Source organism: Spirosoma oryzicola (assembly GCF_021233055.1).
GTDB classification, from domain to species: domain Bacteria; phylum Bacteroidota; class Bacteroidia; order Cytophagales; family Spirosomataceae; genus Spirosoma; species Spirosoma oryzicola.
Genome location: NZ_CP089538.1, coordinates 2,542,584 through 2,560,585 on the forward strand (window position 1 = coordinate 2,542,584; position 18,002 = coordinate 2,560,585).

The 18,002-nt window shown below is 55.3% G+C and carries 18 protein-coding genes; 2 read left to right on the forward strand and 16 right to left on the reverse strand.

Translation table 11 applies throughout. The annotated features are described in order from the left end of the window. Positions 1-5: 5 nt before the first annotated feature. The 10 genes from LQ777_RS10570 to LQ777_RS10615 all read right to left on the reverse strand — a co-directional run bounded on the left by LQ777_RS10570 (position 6) and on the right by LQ777_RS10615 (position 11,149). Positions 6-425 (reverse strand): hypothetical protein, encoded by a 420-nt coding sequence (locus LQ777_RS10570; protein ID WP_232562484.1) that lies wholly within the window; start codon positions 423-425, stop codon positions 6-8. A 77-nt stretch (positions 426-502) separates the two neighbouring features. Next, a complete protein-coding gene (locus tag LQ777_RS10575) occupies positions 503-832 on the reverse strand; it encodes a hypothetical protein (protein WP_232562485.1) in 330 nt (109 codons plus the stop codon). Positions 833-838: 6 nt separating this feature from the next. Further along, the gene (locus LQ777_RS10580; RefSeq protein ID WP_232562486.1) at positions 839-1,222 is read right to left on the reverse strand and encodes a DUF1353 domain-containing protein; all 384 of its coding nucleotides are present in this window, start codon (positions 1,220-1,222) and stop codon (positions 839-841) included. Further along, positions 1,219-1,668, reverse strand: a complete 450-nt coding sequence (locus LQ777_RS10585) for a hypothetical protein (protein WP_232562487.1) — start codon at positions 1,666-1,668, stop codon at positions 1,219-1,221. Before LQ777_RS10585 ends, LQ777_RS10580 begins: the two co-directional genes overlap by 4 nt. Positions 1,669-1,698: 30 nt before the next feature. Next, on the reverse strand, positions 1,699-2,817 hold the full coding sequence (locus tag LQ777_RS10590; RefSeq protein WP_232562488.1) for a hypothetical protein: 1,119 nt from the start codon (positions 2,815-2,817) through the stop codon (positions 1,699-1,701). Further along, the gene (locus LQ777_RS10595) at positions 2,817-3,269 is read right to left on the reverse strand and encodes a hypothetical protein (RefSeq protein WP_232562489.1); all 453 of its coding nucleotides are present in this window, start codon (positions 3,267-3,269) and stop codon (positions 2,817-2,819) included. Before LQ777_RS10595 ends, LQ777_RS10590 begins: the two co-directional genes overlap by 1 nt. 227 nt (positions 3,270-3,496) lie before the next feature. Then, positions 3,497-4,027: a hypothetical protein gene (locus tag LQ777_RS10600; RefSeq protein ID WP_232562490.1), complete on the reverse strand. Its 531-nt coding sequence runs from the start codon at positions 4,025-4,027 to the stop codon at positions 3,497-3,499. A gap of 75 nt (positions 4,028-4,102) precedes the next feature. After that, a complete protein-coding gene (locus LQ777_RS10605; RefSeq protein WP_232562491.1) occupies positions 4,103-9,430 on the reverse strand; it encodes a hypothetical protein in 5,328 nt (1,775 codons plus the stop codon). Positions 9,431-9,532: 102 nt separating this feature from the next. Further along, the gene (locus LQ777_RS10610; protein WP_232562492.1) at positions 9,533-10,273 is read right to left on the reverse strand and encodes a hypothetical protein; all 741 of its coding nucleotides are present in this window, start codon (positions 10,271-10,273) and stop codon (positions 9,533-9,535) included. 72 nt (positions 10,274-10,345) lie between these two features. Then, positions 10,346-11,149, reverse strand: coding sequence for a DNA adenine methylase (locus LQ777_RS10615; RefSeq protein ID WP_232562493.1), 804 nt, complete (start codon positions 11,147-11,149; stop codon positions 10,346-10,348). A 132-nt stretch (positions 11,150-11,281) separates the two neighbouring features. Here LQ777_RS10615 and LQ777_RS10620 point away from each other — a divergent pair, with 132 nt between their 5' ends. Both LQ777_RS10620 and LQ777_RS10625 read left to right on the forward strand, forming a co-directional pair. Next, the gene (locus LQ777_RS10620; protein ID WP_232562494.1) at positions 11,282-11,524 is read left to right on the forward strand and encodes a hypothetical protein; all 243 of its coding nucleotides are present in this window, start codon (positions 11,282-11,284) and stop codon (positions 11,522-11,524) included. Beyond that, the gene (locus LQ777_RS10625; RefSeq protein WP_232562495.1) at positions 11,521-11,862 is read left to right on the forward strand and encodes a hypothetical protein; all 342 of its coding nucleotides are present in this window, start codon (positions 11,521-11,523) and stop codon (positions 11,860-11,862) included. Before LQ777_RS10620 ends, LQ777_RS10625 begins: the two co-directional genes overlap by 4 nt. On the opposite strand, the gene LQ777_RS10630 is transcribed toward LQ777_RS10625, so the two are convergent. The 6 genes from LQ777_RS10630 to LQ777_RS10655 form a co-directional block, all read right to left on the reverse strand. Continuing rightward, a complete protein-coding gene (locus LQ777_RS10630; RefSeq protein WP_232562496.1) occupies positions 11,813-13,144 on the reverse strand; it encodes a hypothetical protein in 1,332 nt (443 codons plus the stop codon). The genes LQ777_RS10625 and LQ777_RS10630 overlap by 50 nt on opposite strands. Further along, positions 13,141-15,183 carry a DUF5977 domain-containing protein gene (locus tag LQ777_RS10635; protein WP_232562497.1) on the reverse strand — a complete coding sequence of 681 codons (2,043 nt, stop codon included), beginning with the start codon at positions 15,181-15,183 and terminating at the stop codon, positions 13,141-13,143. The genes LQ777_RS10630 and LQ777_RS10635 overlap by 4 nt, the downstream gene beginning before the upstream one ends. Further along, entirely contained in the window at positions 15,180-15,737 is a 558-nt protein-coding gene (locus LQ777_RS10640) for a hypothetical protein (RefSeq protein ID WP_232562498.1), read from the reverse strand. Before LQ777_RS10640 ends, LQ777_RS10635 begins: the two co-directional genes overlap by 4 nt. A 2-nt stretch (positions 15,738-15,739) precedes the next feature. Then, entirely contained in the window at positions 15,740-16,228 is a 489-nt protein-coding gene (locus tag LQ777_RS10645; RefSeq protein ID WP_232562499.1) for a hypothetical protein, read from the reverse strand. Then, positions 16,225-17,445, reverse strand: a complete 1,221-nt coding sequence (locus LQ777_RS10650) for a hypothetical protein (RefSeq protein ID WP_232562500.1) — start codon at positions 17,443-17,445, stop codon at positions 16,225-16,227. The genes LQ777_RS10645 and LQ777_RS10650 overlap by 4 nt, the downstream gene beginning before the upstream one ends. Before the next feature lie 84 nt (positions 17,446-17,529). Continuing rightward, entirely contained in the window at positions 17,530-17,838 is a 309-nt protein-coding gene (locus LQ777_RS10655) for a hypothetical protein (RefSeq protein WP_232562501.1), read from the reverse strand. Positions 17,839-18,002 lie beyond the last annotated feature (164 nt).

Consider the following 18,002-nt stretch of genomic DNA (forward strand, 5'->3'; position numbering starts at 1 on the left):
AGGAATTATAAATTAAGAAAAACAATTGGTTGCTGAAGAATTAAAAGCGAGTCTGGCCGGATGGCTCGCAGGATTTTGTGGGCGAACACCAGTCCGTCTGCCCGGGCCGGGTGCCAGCGGCCAGCCGCTCCGGCCAGAAAGCTCTCGCCGGGGGTAAGCGTTGCAGCCGGGAACACCACTTCGCCAGAGCTGCGCACGTGCACGGCCTGGCCCGGATCGGCTGAGTTGAGCGCAATCCCACAGAAGGCATAGGCGTGATCGGCCCGGGTGGCATCGTAGGGTACCAGGCCCGCTTCGGTCAGGGCCACGGCCGCACGGTCGATGATGGGTACCTGAGCGATGTAGGACACGTCCCGCTCACCCCCCGAAAAGACGACCGTGCCTCCAGTTCGAATCAGTTGCACCGGGGTTACTGGGGACCGCACCAGCGCTACCTGGCCGGGAGCCTGGCGAATCAGCACGATGGGCTGACGAGCGGGCCGGATGAGTTTGATGACTTCCATTATTCGACGGCGAGCATGATAACGACCATATCTTCCCGCTCATCGCCCCGCTGCTGGTAAAGCTCCAGCCGATAACGGCCGGGCCGCAGGCTATTCATGATGCGCGTCGACACGTCGACCATCACCACGTTCTCTTCGGGCATACTCATCGACGCCCCGTTTAGCCGAGTGCCCGAGGCATCCAGCAGATCACCCCGTAGGTTAGCGGCAACGACGCTGGTATCGGGATGTTGTTCGTCCTTGGTAAACAAGGAAAAGGCGAGTCGGAAGTGTTCTTTCCGACTGACTTTAACCGCTAACTCGGGGGCTGTGTAATCGTGCTGAATCATAAAGTTTTAGTGAATCCACCAGCTTCGGCCGAACAGTCGGCAAGCCAGGTACATGCAATAGTTGCGAATAAACTTGCGGGGTTCGACGGTTCTCAGATGAGCGTACAGCTCCTGATCGGCCACCCACCGGGCCTTCTTCCGCCCCAGTTGTTCCTGAAATAGCCGGTTGTCGTACCACCAATCGTGAAGTAGACACGCCCGGTTGTGCCGGCCGATCGGCGGGATAAACCCCCAGAGCAGCATGGGCACTGACGCGAAATCAGTGGTGTAGCCGCTTGGAACGGTTACCTCGCCCAGCCGGGTCAGGTAAGTAACCGAGTTGACCAGTTCCCACCGATCCGATTTAAGGGGATCTTCTTCCTTGTAGCGGACGACGATGGGCTGGTTCATAGATCACCCCGGGCATCGATGTTGGTGATCTCATTGCTGATCAAGGCGTAGAGCAACTCGGCCACCGAAGTCTTGTCATTAATCGTCATTCCCATTTTCTTGAGGTCACCCAGGCAGACGGCCTGGAAGAAATCGCGCTGGGTGATGATGCCTTCGCCGGCTTCAGCTACGACTTTGCCCGTCGTTGGATCGACGAAGGCACCGGCCGTCTGGCGAGTCACCAACTGCTCCTGGTAGCGGGCCAGGGCATTCTGCTTCTGAACAGCGCTCAACGAAGCATCCTGGTCAACGATCTCGGTGATGGGTCTACCTGCCTCGTTGACGGTGACGATGCGCACCTGTTGCACCATATTGAGGTCACGCAGCACCACAAACGACTCGTGGTAGGCGACGCGCTTGAAACCCGTTACGGCTTCGGGAGAAATGGATTTCTGGATGGTTTGCATGAGAAAAGCGATAAAAACGTTGGGAAAGTCTTACCAGGATTGAAGCTGCATCCGACGCCAACCCTGCGTTGTTTTGTGGTAGAACCAGGTATCGTCCCAGGCGACGCAGCCGGGCTGACCGTTGGGATCGTTCGGCCCCGATGGGGTATAACGATTCTCCAGTCGGAGCTGATCGAAGCCGTTCGCCGACTTGAGATGGAGTTTGGCCGTTGGGGTAGGGGTACCGATGCCTACGTTACCCGCGTCGTTGATACGCAACCGTTCGGGGTACTTGCCCGCATCCCAGCCGTAGATCACCAGCGCATCTTGGCCGGCCGGTTGGCCCATTTGCCAGACGGCGACGCCTGTTTGGTGAAACTGGATGAGTGCTCCTAAGCTACCATTCAGCCCGTGGGTGTTCTGAAAGTTAGCAATCAGGCCCGACGTGGGGTTATCCTTCTGGATATCCAATGGTGCACCGGGGGCATTCGTACCAATGCCGAGTCGACCGCTACCGGTCAGACGCGCCAGTTCGACGCTGGTGGCTGGCGAAGAGCCGGCATAGAAAACGTGACTGGCCCCGATCGAATCTACCTGATATCGTAACGCCCCGTCGTTGATGCCGAATCCATAAAATTGATGGTCATTATTGGCCGACTGGTTGAGCACGATCTTGCGATTGAGCACCGCATTACCCAGTCGAAAGGAGTTGGTATACGTGTCGATCAGGATCTGGTACGCAACCGACTGACCCCAGGGGTGGTATTTGAGCTGACCGTCGGTGTCGACGCCCACCTGGTCGATCCGGAAGCCCGGCAGGTGAAATTCCATAAACGCCGGACCTCCGTTGGTGCCTTGCACCTGCAACCCTTGCACTTCGGCAAACTGGACTCCACCCAGCGCCGTATTATTGGGCGTGCGTGTTTTAAAGGTCGAGCCGCCCCGAAACTCGGTCATGCCCGTTCGGTACACACCGTCGCTGTTTGCGCCACCCGGCGTACCGTCGCTGATCTTGAACCATGTGCTCAGGTTGTTGTTGGCCGCATCGCGTACCCAGCGAACCACGGTCTTCAGGATAAAGCGGACAACGCTTGCGTCATTACGCCGTTTGGTATTATCGGGCAAATTGGAGTCGATCTGACTCTCGATGCCGGTCGAGTCAATAGCCATTATGAATCAAAAGAAAGGTTGAATGAATAATCAAAACCGGCATCGGGGAACAGCGTGGCCAGGTCAATGGTGGGCAGCGCCCAGGCCGGATGCCAGTCACGTCCCGAGAAGGTGAGTTTACTGCTTTGGCCCGTGGCGATCGAGCGGTTGAAGGTATAGCGCAGGCCCGTTTCCGGATTGCCCAGCAGCCAGCACTGCTCGTCGATCTGCCGAATTAAGGCCACCCACCGGCATTGGCTATACTTGTACTGCCAGGCCATCAGTTCGGGGTGCGAAGTGGGGAGCGTCGCTTCCAGGCTAAGCACGTAGCCGCCATCGGAATCGGCTTCGCCAAATTGACACATGCCCACCCCAAACTGCAGACGGTGCACCAGCGCACCTGGTTTGATCAGCAGGTTAGCAACTCCCACCTGGTGGGTTACGCCGGAAGGAAACTGATCTGGGTCGAGCACGTCGACGACGTCCTGCAGGGCAATCAGCAGCACGTGCGTGACGATGCCAACGGAGGAGCGCCCCTCCAGGCTTGGGCCGATGGGCGAGTCCTGTACGATCATGCCCCAAAAGTCGCCGAAATTGCTCCCAAAAAATAGGACGGATTTTAGGGCTTTTTTGAGCGCTATAAAAACAGAAAAACCGCCTTACAGCGGTTTCTAAAGCGGTTTTTCTGGAAAGTTTTTACCTACGAAATGGCGAAAATTACCGACGAGTTTCCCAATTCGCCGACGACTTGCCGAATACTACCGACATCTTTCCGAAAAATTTTTGTGCGTTGACGCTCTTTTTTCGACTCAAAATCGCGCCAGATCTTCCAGGCCGTGTCCGCCGTCAGCTCATCGTCGTTAATCTGGTGAATTTCCAGAAACTTCTTCACCGCCTGCATCTGGTTGCCGGTCGCGTAGTGGTAGCCGGTCACGAAGGTGATCAGCGTATCGCGGAAGTGGCGGTCGAGCGCCATCTGCAGCGACTTAACATTGTGCTTGGGTAAACTTAGAAACTTGGTTTCGGTGGGGTATTGGAAAATCAGGATCGGCCCGGTTGGCATCTGAAAGCTGGTGGTCATGAGCGGGTCCTTCACGAGTGCCAGGCTGAGCATATCGCCCAGGAAGGTCATCTTACGTACACTGATTTCATTGGTTGAGCCGGTACCGTAGCGAGTAACAATAAATTTTTGAATGTGTGATTTTACGGGAAGTACTACTGGGATGTTCATCGTTTTTTGGAAGAGGTTCTAAATGTACAAAATTGATGTAACTCTTAACAGCTTTTAGTAGGTAGTTATGACCATTTATTTCAGTTGTGAAATAGCCGAATACAACTGATCCAACCGGCCCGCCTGGTTGGTTCCATACACCGCTCCTTCGACACCCCGAGTGGCTCCTTCGACGCCCCGCACGGCCCCTTCCACGGCATTGATACTGCCCTTCAAATTCCCCACCTGGTAGGCCATGCCATCGAGCGCCGACTTGTTGGTGACGGCCAGGTTGCCCAGCTCCTGCTTGGTGGTGGTGGCCACCTGATCCAGACTCGCTTCGAGCCGATTCGTCAGCTCATCCAGCGCCACCAGCACGTCGACGCTCAGCTTGTCCATCTTCGCGTTGAGGCTCGTATTGAGTGAGCGCAGGTTGAGGGCGATCGTCAGCGTTTGGGTCTGCAGATTGGCCTGGGTGTTTTTATCCAGGTTGATCAGCGCCGTTTCCATCTTGTCAGTCAGCGTCGAGAGTGCCAGATCGATCAGCTTCGCCAGAGCCGCCATGGCATCGACGTTATTCTTATCCGCTGTCTCGATCGCTTCGCCAATATCCGCTAAGAGGTCGAGCTGATCCTGGGCCATCTGGGCGGCTTTTTTGGCCTGCTCTTCGGCGGCTCCCGTAGCCGCTGCCGCTTCCCCGGTACCGTTGGCATCACCGGCGTCGCCCGAGGTGGGGCCATCGTAGGCAGATACCGACGCATCAATGGCCGCCTGGGCTTCGGCTTCGGCTTTGCGGGCTTCTTCTTCCGCCTGACGTGCGGCTTCTTCCGCTTCCCGTTTGGCTTTCTTGGAGCCGAACAGCATCATCCGCTTTTCGTAGTAGGGCGTTTCGGCAATGGTACCGATCCCTTTCCAGCTGCTGCCACCCACGCCACCCTGGGCGTAGGCGATTTTTTCGCCACCCCGGTAGAGTGATGAATACAGCAGCCGATCGACAACGCCCTTGTTGTTGGCGTAAGTGTTGCGGCTCAGGATCATGAACGGTTCGCCGTCTTCAGCTTCGCCCACTTCCCGGCCGCTTTGGCGATCGATCATGGCGATGCCCCGTTCGCCGTACTGACTACCGTGCCGGGAGCCCCGCATAATACCGGCGTTACGGAAGTAGCTCTGGCCACCCTTACCAAACATCTGTCCGGCGTAATCTGAGTAGCTACCGCCATCCGATCCGATCTGGCCCATACCCCCATCCCGGAACGCCGGAGCGGGCTGGTTCTTGATTTTCGCCACCTGGATAGCGGTCAGACCAGCGATGATTCCGGCGAACACTAAGTTGACCGGGAAGATCCCCGAGGCCAGGGCTTTCAGGGCAGCCTGAGCGCCGGAGATGATCGCTGTGGCGACCTGAGCCCGCTTATCCGCTTCCCATTTTTGCTTCGCCAGATCCTTTTCTTTGGCCGCTCCATCTTTTCGGATGGCATCAGCCTCTTTCTCAAATTCAGTACGGATGTCCGATTTGGATTCGGCCAGCTTCTCCTCAATTTCTTTGATGGCATCGGCCGAATCGCCGGCGGCTTCCTTTTCCTTCTCGGCCTGCTCTTCGGCGGCTTTGATGGCATCATCCAGGCGTTTTTCTGAATCCGCCAGCTTTTGCTCGGTTTCTTTTTTGCTGGCTGCGATCTCTTTGTCGAGCCGCTCTTGGGTCATTTTGGTGAGGAAGTTGACCGACTCGGTCGCAATGTTGGCTACCATTTCGTACTTAGCCATGTTCTCCGACATGCGCGTCTGCCAGGCCGCTTTCTCCCCAGCGACAATATTAGCCGACTGCTCGGCGAATGCCTGAAAGTCGCCCTGCAGCAGCCCCTTGAACGCACTCGAAAAAGCCTCGTACCGCTGGCGCTTTTGGTTGACGGCTTCGGTATCGATGGCCGTCACGTCGTTGGTGTGCTGAATCACACTCGACTTCACATCCGCCAGGTACTTATCGTTGATCGCCTTCTGAGTCTGGGTTTTATGCTCCTGACTCATGTTGCTCTCCTCGATCCGGCGCAGCTCGTCATCCCGCTCCTGACGCATGTTCTCGCGCAGGAACTCGTACTCCTTATCCAGCCGCTGTTTTTTGATCGACAACAGCTTGGTGGCATTGGTGCCGGCCTGCAGCTCCTTAAGATCGTACTGGGCCATTTCAGCGGCCTGTTCCGCCGATCGCATGGCTTTGTTGGCTTCGATTTCTTTGTTGCGGAACTCGGTAGCGATCCGGCTCAGATCGTTTTTGTACGTCTGATCCAGGGCCTTCAGCAACTGGGCTTTCTGGGTTTCATCGGCGATCTCCTTATCGATCCGGGCTTTCTCTTTTTCGTACTTGAACAGGGCATCGAGCTCCTTCCGGCGCTTCTCATCGGTTTCCAGCGAGAGCTGATAATCCCGCATCATGTCGAGTGCCTTTTGCTGATCAGCCCGGATCTTCTCGACGTGCTTGAGATTGACTTCGTCCAGCTCGGCTTTGAGCTGGGCATCGAGCGCTTTGATGGCGAGGTTTTTGTCCACTTCACTCGCTTTGGATGCCTGAATAGCAGCTACTTCCTGCTCATGCTTCCACTGGAGTTTCGCCCGCTCTCGCTCGGTTTCATCTTTGATGGCTTCGATCTGGGCTTCCCGGCGTTTTTTGTAGGCTTCTTCGGTATCCTTGCGGGTGTCTTCGGCTAGTTTCTCCCGGGCTTTTTGGGCCTGCTCGGCTTTCTGAGCGAGCGTTTTCTGATCTTCCAGCACTTCCAGTTGCCCCGTTTGGGCCGCTCCCTGCACGGAAGCCGTTTTCTTGTCGTCGACGAGCTTTTTGTGGGACTCCAGCTGCTTGGGATGCTCAGCGGCCATCGTGTCGGAGTAGCCCTTGCTGAAGCCGGCCGCTACTTTCTTACCTCCCTCAAACATGATGGTGGCCGCTTCGGCGAAGTTCAGTCCCTTCAGCGCTTCCCACATTCGGCCCAGTTCGACCGTGGCGACTTTCATGGCTTCGAAGAGTCCATTCACGCCCGCCCGGACGGTAACAGAGTTATTATAAAGCGCCATGAAACCAGCCGCCAGTAGGGCGACCACGGTGATGACGGCCGCCATGGGGTTCATCGACATGGCCGTGTTCAGCAGGCGCTGCGCAACGGCCGATGCTTCCTTCGATACAGTGGCGATTTTCTCAGCAGCCGCCAGTCGTAACGTATTGGCTTCCGCCAGGATCGTCTGGGCGTTAAAGGTCACCAGAGCAACGCCCAGGGCGATAAACGATTCTTTGTTTTCACTCAAAAAGGCCGGTACCGCCCGAATGATATCGACGAAACTGACGAAGCCAGTCACTGATTTAGTCAACATGGGTAGCAGCACCCCGCCGGCATCGACGGCCAGGGCCATCATGCTCTTTTTGGCTTTGTCGACTTCAGCGGCAGCGGTCGAATTCATCTTGTTGAATTCGTTCTGCAGACTGGTGGCCTGCTTGAGCGCCGGGTTGGCTAGTAGCTGCTCCTGGGTCTGCTTGTTAGTCGCCTTCGATAAATCGGTAACGAGTTTAGTGGCTTCGGCTGAGTAGAAGCCCAGCTTCTTCATCTCTTCGGCGATCTGGGCGTCGGATAGCCCTTTGAAGGAATTTGCCAGGCGAATGAAAAACTCGTTCGGATTCGACTTGATTAGCTTCTCCAGCTCGTCTTTGGATAGGCCGAGTTTTTTGGCGAACGTGTCGGTTGACTTGCCCACTTGCTCCAGGGCCGCGTTGTAAATGCCTTTCATGGCATTAGCCGCAATCTCCTGTTTTTGTCGTACCATGTCGGTCTGATCTTTCAGCAACGACATGACCTTAGTGGCTTCCTGAGACTTGATGCCCAGATCGTCGAGTCGTTTGGCGACCAGATCAGCGGGTAGTCCTTTGAGCGACTCGGCCAGCTTGAGCAAAAATTCGTTCGGATTGGTGTTGATGAGCTCTTTCATCTCAGCCTCCGAAATGTGCAGCTGATCCGCAAAGAGCGCAGTTGCTTTGGCGGCTCCCAGCAGGATGTTGGATAGACCGCCGGCTGATATCTCGGCCGAGAGCCCCAGTTCCTGGAAAGCAGCGCCCAGGCCCATGGTCTGGGTGATCTGGGGGGATAGATCGCCGAGTTGGCCCATCCGCTGGGTGAAGTCGGCCACGACTGGAGCGGTGGCGGAGCCGGCGGCTCCCAGTTCATTGAGGGCCGATCCGATGTCGTTAATGGCATCGCCGGCCTTCATGTCTTTGGTTTCTTTGAAGAGTTTCTGCAGCGCTCCGATCTCTTTGGCCGCTTCTTCAGCTCCGCCCGAAAACTCATCCCCTAATGCCACGACCGCCATGTCGACAGATTTGACAAAACCCAGCAGCTCATCGTTGGCCACGCCGAGCTGGCCACCGATCTGGGCGATGGTCATCAGGTCTTCTTTGGTGGTTCGGGTGTCAATTTTATCCAGCTCACCAGCCAGGGCTTTGACCTGCTCCGAACTCTGGCCCGTCGCTTTTTCCACCCCGCCCATGGCATCGCTGAGCTTGAGCGCATCGGTGATTCCCTGCTTGAAAAACGAGAAGACTTCTTCAACAACGCGCATCAACGAGAAGGCACCAACCAGCCCCACTACGGTGTCCTGGATACGTTTCCAGCGCCCGGGCTGTTGCTCCAGCGTCGTGTTGAGCTGCTTGTTGACGGCGTCCTGTTTTTCGACGGCCGCTGCGTGTTCTTTCGTACCGGGTACGAGCTGCTCGATCTCATCGCCTAGCTGCTTGGAGATCACCTGAAGCTGCTTGACAGTCAGGGTGGCCCGTTTGTTTTCGTCGTCCCAGTCGCCAATCGTGGCAATGACCTGCTTGGCCGTCGTATTGAGCTGTTTGTTGACGGCGTCCTGTTTTTCGACGGCCGCTGTGTGCTCTTTGGTACCAGGCACCAGCTGCTCGATCTCATCGCCCAGCGCGGCTGCTACTTCCCGGAGCTGCTTTACGGTGAGTGCCGATCGCTTGTTTTCATCATCCCAGTCGGCCACCGAAGCCGTGACTTTGATAATCTCGGGAATGAGCGCTTTGTAGTCGGCCCGGAGCTCAGTGATGCGGCCATTGACTTCCCTGAGACGAGCGGATTTGGCCGCGTACTCATCGGTACCGGCGGTCATATCCTTCATCTCTTTGACGATGCTCTTGGCTTCTTTTTCGAGCTGATTGAGCGTCAGTGCCGATGTGCCGATCTCCTGCCGGAGTGCCTTCTGGGCATCCGCATTGCGACCGATTTCTTTGTATAGATCAGCCCACTCCTTGGTCCCCTTGGGCGCTTCCTTTAGTGCCCGCTCCAGCTGCTTGGCCTCGACTTCCAGCAGATTCAGTTGGTTGCGGGCCTGATCGCCCTGGATATCCAGAGTAATAGTGACCTTTTCGTTGTTATTAAATGCCATATCCAAACGCGCTGAGTGCGCCGGATAGCAAAAGAATCGATGTTTTTGGGGGATAATAGGACACAAAAAAGCATCGCTGTGGCGATGCCTTTTTTAATTAAGCTACCTAAGTTTTTCAGAAAACTCTTCGTAACGAGCACCACGACATTTGAAGCATATACCTGCTTGTACGTGATTGAATTCAGGCATGTATCCTGTCCCCCCACACCGGCTACAGGTCGTTAATTCCATTTCTAGCTTATTTCCGTCTTTGTCAAAAACTGGAATTTTCAATTTGCCGTGTGTTTCTAGGTGGCAGTCTGAACAATAAGTAATTAATGCTTCGTTTGGGTACTCCCAAGCTTTTGCTCCTATCAGATAATAATGATGGTGAATATTTAAGTTTTTAGCGTAATGCCAATTTATGCGCTGTGGATTTGTTTGTGCGATGGCTCGAATGTCTTCGCTTGTTAATCCGTATTCATTATTGCTTAAACTGTCGATAATTGGTTTTACTGTAAACAGTGCCTGTAATATTATACTATCTTGATTACTGATTGTGAAAGCTGCATAACCTCTCTTTTCTCCTTTCTTTCTGCCTTTGGGTACCTTCTTTAGAGCCTTGTCGCAATAGTATAGCCTTTTTTGGACGGATGAGATTTGAATGCTTGAAACCATACTATTGCCCTGAGGTACTTGTACTAGACTGGATTGAAATGAATTGATCTCAAAGTTGTCTAGTAGATATTTTTTATTAAAACAGGATTGGCATACTTGTCCATCCCGAGTGAGAATATCCTCTCTTTTGTGTTTCCACTCTAAAGAGCGCAGCTCAGATTGGTATTCTTCTTTTGTTTTTATCACATTCTTTTTGATACAGTAGATAATGAGAAAGTCATCATGATGTGTTTTCTCATTATCTAATGACTTGAAATGTTAGTAGTTCCAGGTCAGGCATTCGACCTTTTGTCTTTTCTCTTTCCAGCGCCCGTCGACAGCTAGTGTTTTAACGATAGTCTCATGTTGCCAGCCTAGTCGCTCCCGATACGCCAGCAGTTGGGCTTCGGGATAGCTGCTTAGGAGAAATTTGCCTTTCATGGTTGCGCAGATTTCCAGCAACTGCTGAAAGTCTTCAGCTGTATAGCCTTTGTAGTGGCCCTGATCAGAGCTGACATATGGCGGGTCGAGATAGAAGAAAGTGTCCGGTGAATCATACGTCTTTATCACTTTCAGCACGTCGTACGACTCAATGGTGACCCGTTTCAGTCTCTCTTGATAGGCTTCGGTGAGCAGCTTCTTTCTGTTGAACATTCTTAATGGCTCAGTCCCTTTTCGGTCATAGGCAAAGCCCGATCCAATCGTTTTACTGAATGACATATTGGCTTGTAGCCAGACGGCCCAGGCCATTCGAATCGTGTCATTAATTTCGACTTCGCCCGACTTGTATTCTGCGTTGCTTTCCCGATGCTGAAGCCGGCTGTGAAACGTTTCATCAATCAGCGGCTGTAGCTCATCAAAGTCGTACTTAAGCACTTTATAAAAGGTGATCAGCCGGTTGCTGATGTCGTTGATAACCTCATGGGGGCTTTGCGGCTTGGCCCAGAAGACGGCACCCCCGCCAAAGAAAGGTTCGATATAGGTGCGATGCGTCGGGATTTTGGGTAAAATATGTTTCAGCATCATCTGCTTGCCCCCATAATAGCTTATGGGGGTTTTGAGCAATGGTTTAACCGGATTCATAACGTTGAGTAGTATTCACCCGCAAATTGGTGCGCTTCTGATTCGTCCTAAAGGACATTTTTTTGTACCCCCGCTTCGTATATTTGTACCAACACCCGCAGTCGCCAGCGGCCTAAAAACGGCAAAAATACGATGACAGCATCACCCCAATTTGAGGACGGGATCGTCCTGGCTCGGGATACGTTTGCGCAGTTAGATCGTCGCGGCTCCAAATGGAGAACCCGTAATGTACCTGCCTACATCCGGGAGCAGCTCTGGCTTCCTTACTACATCGCTGAGCAAAGCGGTGAACGGCAGTTGTACATCATCCGGTCACCCAACGATCAGAATCCTAAAGTTCATTTCGCCCGGTGGCCACCACCGGAGCCTGAATGAAAAATAGATTTTCGTTTGAAAACGAGAAAGCCGCTTCATCATCCGAAGCGGCTTTTATTTTAGATATCAAAACCAAGTTTCGCGTCCGGATCGTGCGCTTCCGGACGCTGAAAGAAATGGATCAATATCAGACAGAAAACATCACGGCTCAGGTCCGCTCGTTACCTGTTTTGGTCGAATCCGTATCGGACGCTGTACCTGATGAAAAAAAGCCGTACTGGCTCAAGCGAATGGCTGATTGGTACTACTACACGCAGCTCAGGCCCGGCCACTCCTGGCCGGGCCAGGCTAAGCCCGAATCAACAGACACTGAGCCGCCTGCTTCACCGGAAGATTGACGACAATCCGGGCGACCAGGTAATCGACGCCCACCACATGCACTTTGCGGGCAAAATCGAGCTGAGCCAGATCCGTCGGCGTCAGCATTAGACTGCGTTCTGCGTAGAACATACCCGCCCGAAAACGCTCGGTTTGCGCCCAGAACTTCTCCCGTAACGCTGCCCAGGTGAGGGTGATGTCGCCCAGCGAATTGGTGGCTTTTCCCCCGTTCCAGAATGCCAGCCGGGGCACGGTCGAGCCACTGGCCTGGCTCATGATCGGCAGCTCCTGAGCCGGATCAAACAGGATTGGACAGAGCTTACTACTCACTTTAGCGATGCCCGGATCGGTGCCCGCACTGACGTGATCAGCCACGGCGGACGGCCGGTCTTTGAGCAGCTGATCGTTGCCATCCAGCTCGAAGGTCAGCTGCAGCCGGCGGTTAAGCTCTTGCCGTTTTTTGTACTGCCGACTCGCCCGATCCGACCAGTCGATTCCCGCCGGCTGGCGAAAGATATCGTCGGTCAGGCCCATGGTCAGTTTGCGCTCGACTGCTTTGAACCGGTACGAAAAGTTAAACACTTTGCGTAGCTCCAGTAGCAGCATGCCAATTGTCCAGGCGGGCAGGTGGCTGGCGATCGGAACGAAACCCGGCGTGGCCAGGGGCTGGGTATTCATCAAGATCAGCTTCGAGATCTGAGGGTGATCAAAGAGCGTACCGGTTAGTGAGCTACCCGTCAGGCTGGCCAGCTGCTGGAGCAGGTACCGAACGGAGATCGCCGGTACCACCACGCCTTGAGCATCGTTCATGCGACCGCTGTAGATGCTCGGCGAGCTGCTGGAGTTGCTCACAAAGCCCGGGTTGATCACCTCGGGGAAACAAACGGCCAGCTTTCCGTCGACGTAAATTTCCCGGGGTAGGTTATCAGCCGGAAAGGTGATGATGGGCAGAGGCAGTTCATTGAGTGGGATCGTTTGGTAACGGCCGAAGAATTCGCCCAGGGGCTCGTCCACAGCCAGTTGGTAGCCCTGGCCATCCGGATCGGTCAGAAAGCCCACACCTTCCTGCAGCAGCTGCCCACCATAAAACGTTTGGGCATTGTAGCGACTGGCTCCGGCCACTTGCAGACTATCGGCAAAGCCCAGCAGCTGCCGGTTGAGCGGAGTCAGGGCCATGGCCGGCCAGGTGGCTTTCTGGGTAAATAACGTTTCATACGTCAGAAACGGATTGGTCAGCTCCAGACCAACGGTGGCGGCTGGCGGCAGATCGGCTACCTGGCCATCAATGCGTAACTCGATCATCGATCTTCGTGTTTGAAATAAAACCGGTCAGTCGAAGCGGGTGGGTAGTTAACCCCGTTAACCGTAAACAGTGCCAGCAGCTCGTACCCATCCGGATTGAGCGTGATATCCCGGCTATAGAGCTGAGCGCCGTTTTTGTAGAGTCGCACTCGCTTGGCGGCTCCGGGCTGACCCGAGACGTAAACCAGCCAATTCAGATCGCTCACCGGGAAGTTCAGATCGTTGGCTTTGGTCGGGTAAATAAATGCTCCACTGGTTCCCTGAAGCGACTGCGTGTTGCCCATGTCCGCTGGTCCGTTCTGGCCGTCGTTGTGGTAGATAGCCGCCGTGTCCGGCTGACTGTAGCGAATATGCCACTGGCCGGCTGGTACCGGCCAGGCGTAGGTCTCGGAGAGTGAACAAGCGCCGTAGGTGTCGGCGTATGCCTGGGTGTCGAGCCGGCGAAACTCGGCTTCCGCCCGCGCATCGCCATCGCCTTCCAACTCGCCACCGTAGGAGCCGGCTGCCACGCTGATCAGGGCCGTCGAACCTTCCTGACCACTGGGGCAGGTAGCGCGTTTGTAGCTGCCCGCCCGGCCGATTGCCGCACTGGGGAAAGGGGTGGACCCGATCACCACACTCGGCACCGGTGCGGGAGCCATGTAATCCGGATCGCCCGGGCTGTTGGGCTTGTCGGTCGTGGGCTTGACGTCGGTTTTGTCATCTAGGTAATACTTCCGGAGCCGGACGACGGTACCCATGCCGGTGCGTTTGCCGCGCTCATCCAGGATGTGCCGGAAGCCCACGCCCCGCCAGGCCGTAGCCCGAGTCTGGGTTGTCGGCGGAGCGGGCAGCTCGCTGTAGTAGCTGGCTAGGGCCGTTGTGAAGGTGAAGCTCCGACTGATCAAATCGGCACTATCGTCGGCATCGATCAGCTCGGTGGTGGCCAGCTGCAGCGGCTGGTGCCCCTTCGTCGTAACCAGGTACCACTCTCGGGACAGCAGCAGCTCATCCAGGTAGCGTAGGGTGGCCCGGCTGTTGCGCTCCAACCAGCCCGTTTGCAGGGTGATGGTGCGCTCGGCGGCTACGTCGACCACGTACAGTTCGCCCAAATCGGTGCCCGCTCCCCGATCGGCGATGGTGCGGCTTACTTTCAGGCTCTGACTGCTGCTGCCCACCAGGCGTAGGGTATCGTAACCCCCCAGCGAATTGGCAAACAGCAGATGCCGCTCCGACGCCTGGTACCGGTTGTCGACGTAGTAGGTGCGTACCTGGCTAATGCACTCATCGTTCTGATTGGCCAGCCAGAGCCGGTAGCTGACGATCGGGTTGGACGCATCGACCTCGTATTGCTTCATGACCGGCATGCCAATCGGGGCACAGATGACCTGGTAAGCGCCCACCGATCGAATCTGAGTGACGGTCACCACAACCGAAGCCCCGTTCTTTCCTGTAAGCTCGACGCGCAGTTTGACGACTGTAGGTAGGGGGCTGCAGTTGAGCACAAAATACAAATACTCTTCCTGATCGCGCCCGATCTGTTTGTTGTCGGGATGCCAGGTGAGAAACTGCCGGGTGTTGGCCTGGTAAACATCGAAGAAGCGATCGGCCCAGCCGGCCGCATCGCTATCCGATAAACCTGCCGCAATGACCCAGCGCGTGGGTTTTGGAGTCAGGCTGAGCTGCGCATCGGCCTGTTTAACGCATTCTGAGGGCCTGTAGGGCATTGTCAGCGTGGCAATGGCTGATAGCTCCGTTTGGCGAAAGAAAGGCTTCTGGCGGCTTAAAAAGCCGTCGAGCAGCTCGTCAATCCGGAAAAACGCTCCTTCGTAGGTGGTAGCACCCCCTTTTGTGACCGGCGGCTTCTCCCGACCCTCCAGCGTGGTCAGCTCCACCAGCGTAGGTGACTGGGGAAACTCGGGCACGTCGATGCGGAGCAGATAGGCCAGATCGGCCCGCTCCGGGATGGCGACCGGATCGGCCGCTTCAATGTTGTAATTAATTGGATTACCGCTGAGCTGGAGCGGCAAAAAGGTGAGCTGTGCTAATGGATCGATCATAATTTACCTTCCAGAGTGTTTTTGATGTGACGAAGCGCCGATAAGGCGGCTGCCTGACGGACCCGCTCGTGGGTCATGATAAAGAGTCGCCCGCTGGTCTTGTTGTACCAGGACCGCCCTTTCCGCAGGTGGCGAATGTCGCGGTACCGGGCAATCCGCACGCCCCAGGCGATGTCCCGGATCAGTTTGGAAACAGGACGGGGGCCTTTGTTTTTACCCCGGCTGTTGAAGGTGCGGTACCGATCGGCCCAGATTGCGTTCAAAAACTTATCGACACCGGTTTTTTCAACGAAGTATTCGATGGCTTCGAGTGGCGCCATTCGATCACCGGTGTTGAGGCCCTTCATGTCTTTGAAGCGGCCATACTCTTCGAACTTGATGGTACACTCGAAAACGAACCGGGCCGCATCGATGCGAATGGTCGCTTCGAAGCTGTCCAGCAGCTCCCCCGTTATTTTGATGCCAGCCGCCTGCAGGGCGTATTTGTACTCGGTCAACGCCTGCAGACGATAGGTGCCAATAATGGCCGCTAGTTCGGCTTCGAGTTCGTCCATGGTTAACTAGGAATGCCCACCTGCGCGTTGGCGTTGGTGATAAACTGGAAATCGACCATCACGCCGAACGCCTGGGCACTACCCACTTTACCCATCGGCCGGACGCGCCAGTGGCGTTTGTCGGGGAGCCGGAAGCGGCCGGCTTTGGCATCTTTGCGGATCTGGCCAATGATGCGGAAGGCCATCACCTGGGCGTCGGCTACGGCCTGATTGCGGGCTGCTTCGGTGCGATCGGTGGGCTTGACCAGGATCGCAAAAGCGTTGTCCTGTTCGGCATCGATCACCCCGTACCCATTGTCGTCGATATCGACAAAAGGCATGAACAACACCAGTAGGGGAAAACCGAAACTGGGCGCTTTGGTGGCTTCGTCCAAACCACTGACGTCTTCGCCGGCTTCGAAGAGAAACGATTGCAGATCGGGATCTTTTTCGACCAGTTGCTCGAAGTATTCTTGCTGCGAAATAACGTCGGAGCCTAAGTAGGTTGTCATGCGCCCAGTGAGTTTTGTTTGCCGGTTGGGTTTTTGTCCAGTGTGGTGAATTCGATATCGACGAAGCGGAAAGCCACCGTACCTTTTTCATCGAGTCCCATCAGTTTCAGCGCCAGATTGAGTGGCTTGAGCAAATGACGTCGGTAGGAGGGCGTTCGATACGCAACCTGGTACATGGCCGCATGCTCCAGCTCGGAGCCCGATCCGCCCAGTTTTTCCCCCTGAGCAATGCCCGCCAGTACCGGCAGGATACCGTGCCCCTGGGCCTGCGCGGTGTTGGCGGCCCCGTAAATTTTGGTGTAGGCATCGTCGGTCATTTTGTTGTCGACAGGCTTGATCCGGATCAGATCATTGGCTTTGCCATCGCCGTTGGTCAGATCGCCGATCATGACCACGGCCTTATCGGCGTTCTCCACGCCGGCCAGGAAGGCGTCGAGTTTGGCCATGAACTTATCTTTCCGGGCCTCGATGAGTTTGTCTGTTTCTTCATCGCCGGGCGTTTCACCTTCCTGAATAAAATAGGCTTCGTCGATCTCGATGAGATACTTGATGTTGTAGCCGTTTTCGAGTCCGTTCAAATGATAGAGCGGGATTTTATTCGCCACTTTGGTCCACCACTTGGTGCCCCAGAACAAGCCCAGGTTGTAGAAATCCTGGCCGATTTGCGCCTTTTTGAGGTGCATGATCGACTCGGCATATTTGGTTGGCTCCTTGCGGTTGAACAGGGGCACCTTCGCCAGTTGGCTGGGCTTCTTACCGGTACCAAACTGGGGGCTGATCAGCAGCGCTTCTAGGCCCTTGCCGGTGGGTTTGACGTAGCGGCACTTGAGCGGCTGGATTGTCTGCAGACCGATGTCCTTCCCTTCGCCAACCGACAGGTTGACAAACGCCTGCTCACAGAAGGTCATCGACAGGGCGGCCAACTCCAGATACTTATCGAAGATTTCGTTTTCCTCGAACCATTCCTTGATTTCGGGGAAGGCTTCGCGCTGATACACGACTTTGCCCCCTTCGTAGGTTTCTCGGAAGGGAGCCACGCCCGCGCCCAGAATAAACTCTTTGGCCTGATCCATGAGCGATGGCTTACTGGGTGATTCCCAGTTGAGCGCGATAACCTGGTTGGGCTCATTATCATCTTTGCCCCAGGCCACCCACTCGTGACTCCCCAACGACGTGCTGGCCTTCACGGCCGAGAGCGCCTTTTCATCGCCGTGCACGATATCGATCGCCGGCATAATCTCTACGGCAGCACTGGGGCCCGAGAGATGGAACAAATTGTGATCAAATTTACGGACGCCCATTTACCAGGATCGTTTGATTGTGTGCCACTCGGTTTGATTTTTGAATCGGTAGTGTGTGATAAGCCGGGTGCGGAGCGAGAAGGGTTCTCTCGTCTGGTCCTCCAGCAGCAGGACGCCTTTTTCGAAGACGTCGTAGCGGAGCCCGGCTCCTTTCTTGCTGCCTTTGCCATCGAAGCGCTTGCTCGATTTTCGGCAGTCGTGTTTTTCGCCGGACGCGCCATCTTTCTTACGGTAGCGGATCGAGAAGCCGTCATTTTCGGCATCCTGCAGCAGCTTGTAGAAAGCCGAGACCGGTAACATTTTTTCCATGGTGCAAGGTGTTACCGCTGAGAGCGGTTAAAAAGGACGTTTTTTAGGCCAAAAAGCCTTCCAATCTGTTTTGGGGTCAATGCCTGATGCGTCAGGTAGTTGCATTTGGGAGCTGCCCTTTTTTTTCCAGTCAGCTCTCGATCGAGGCTACGCCCTTTCTGTTT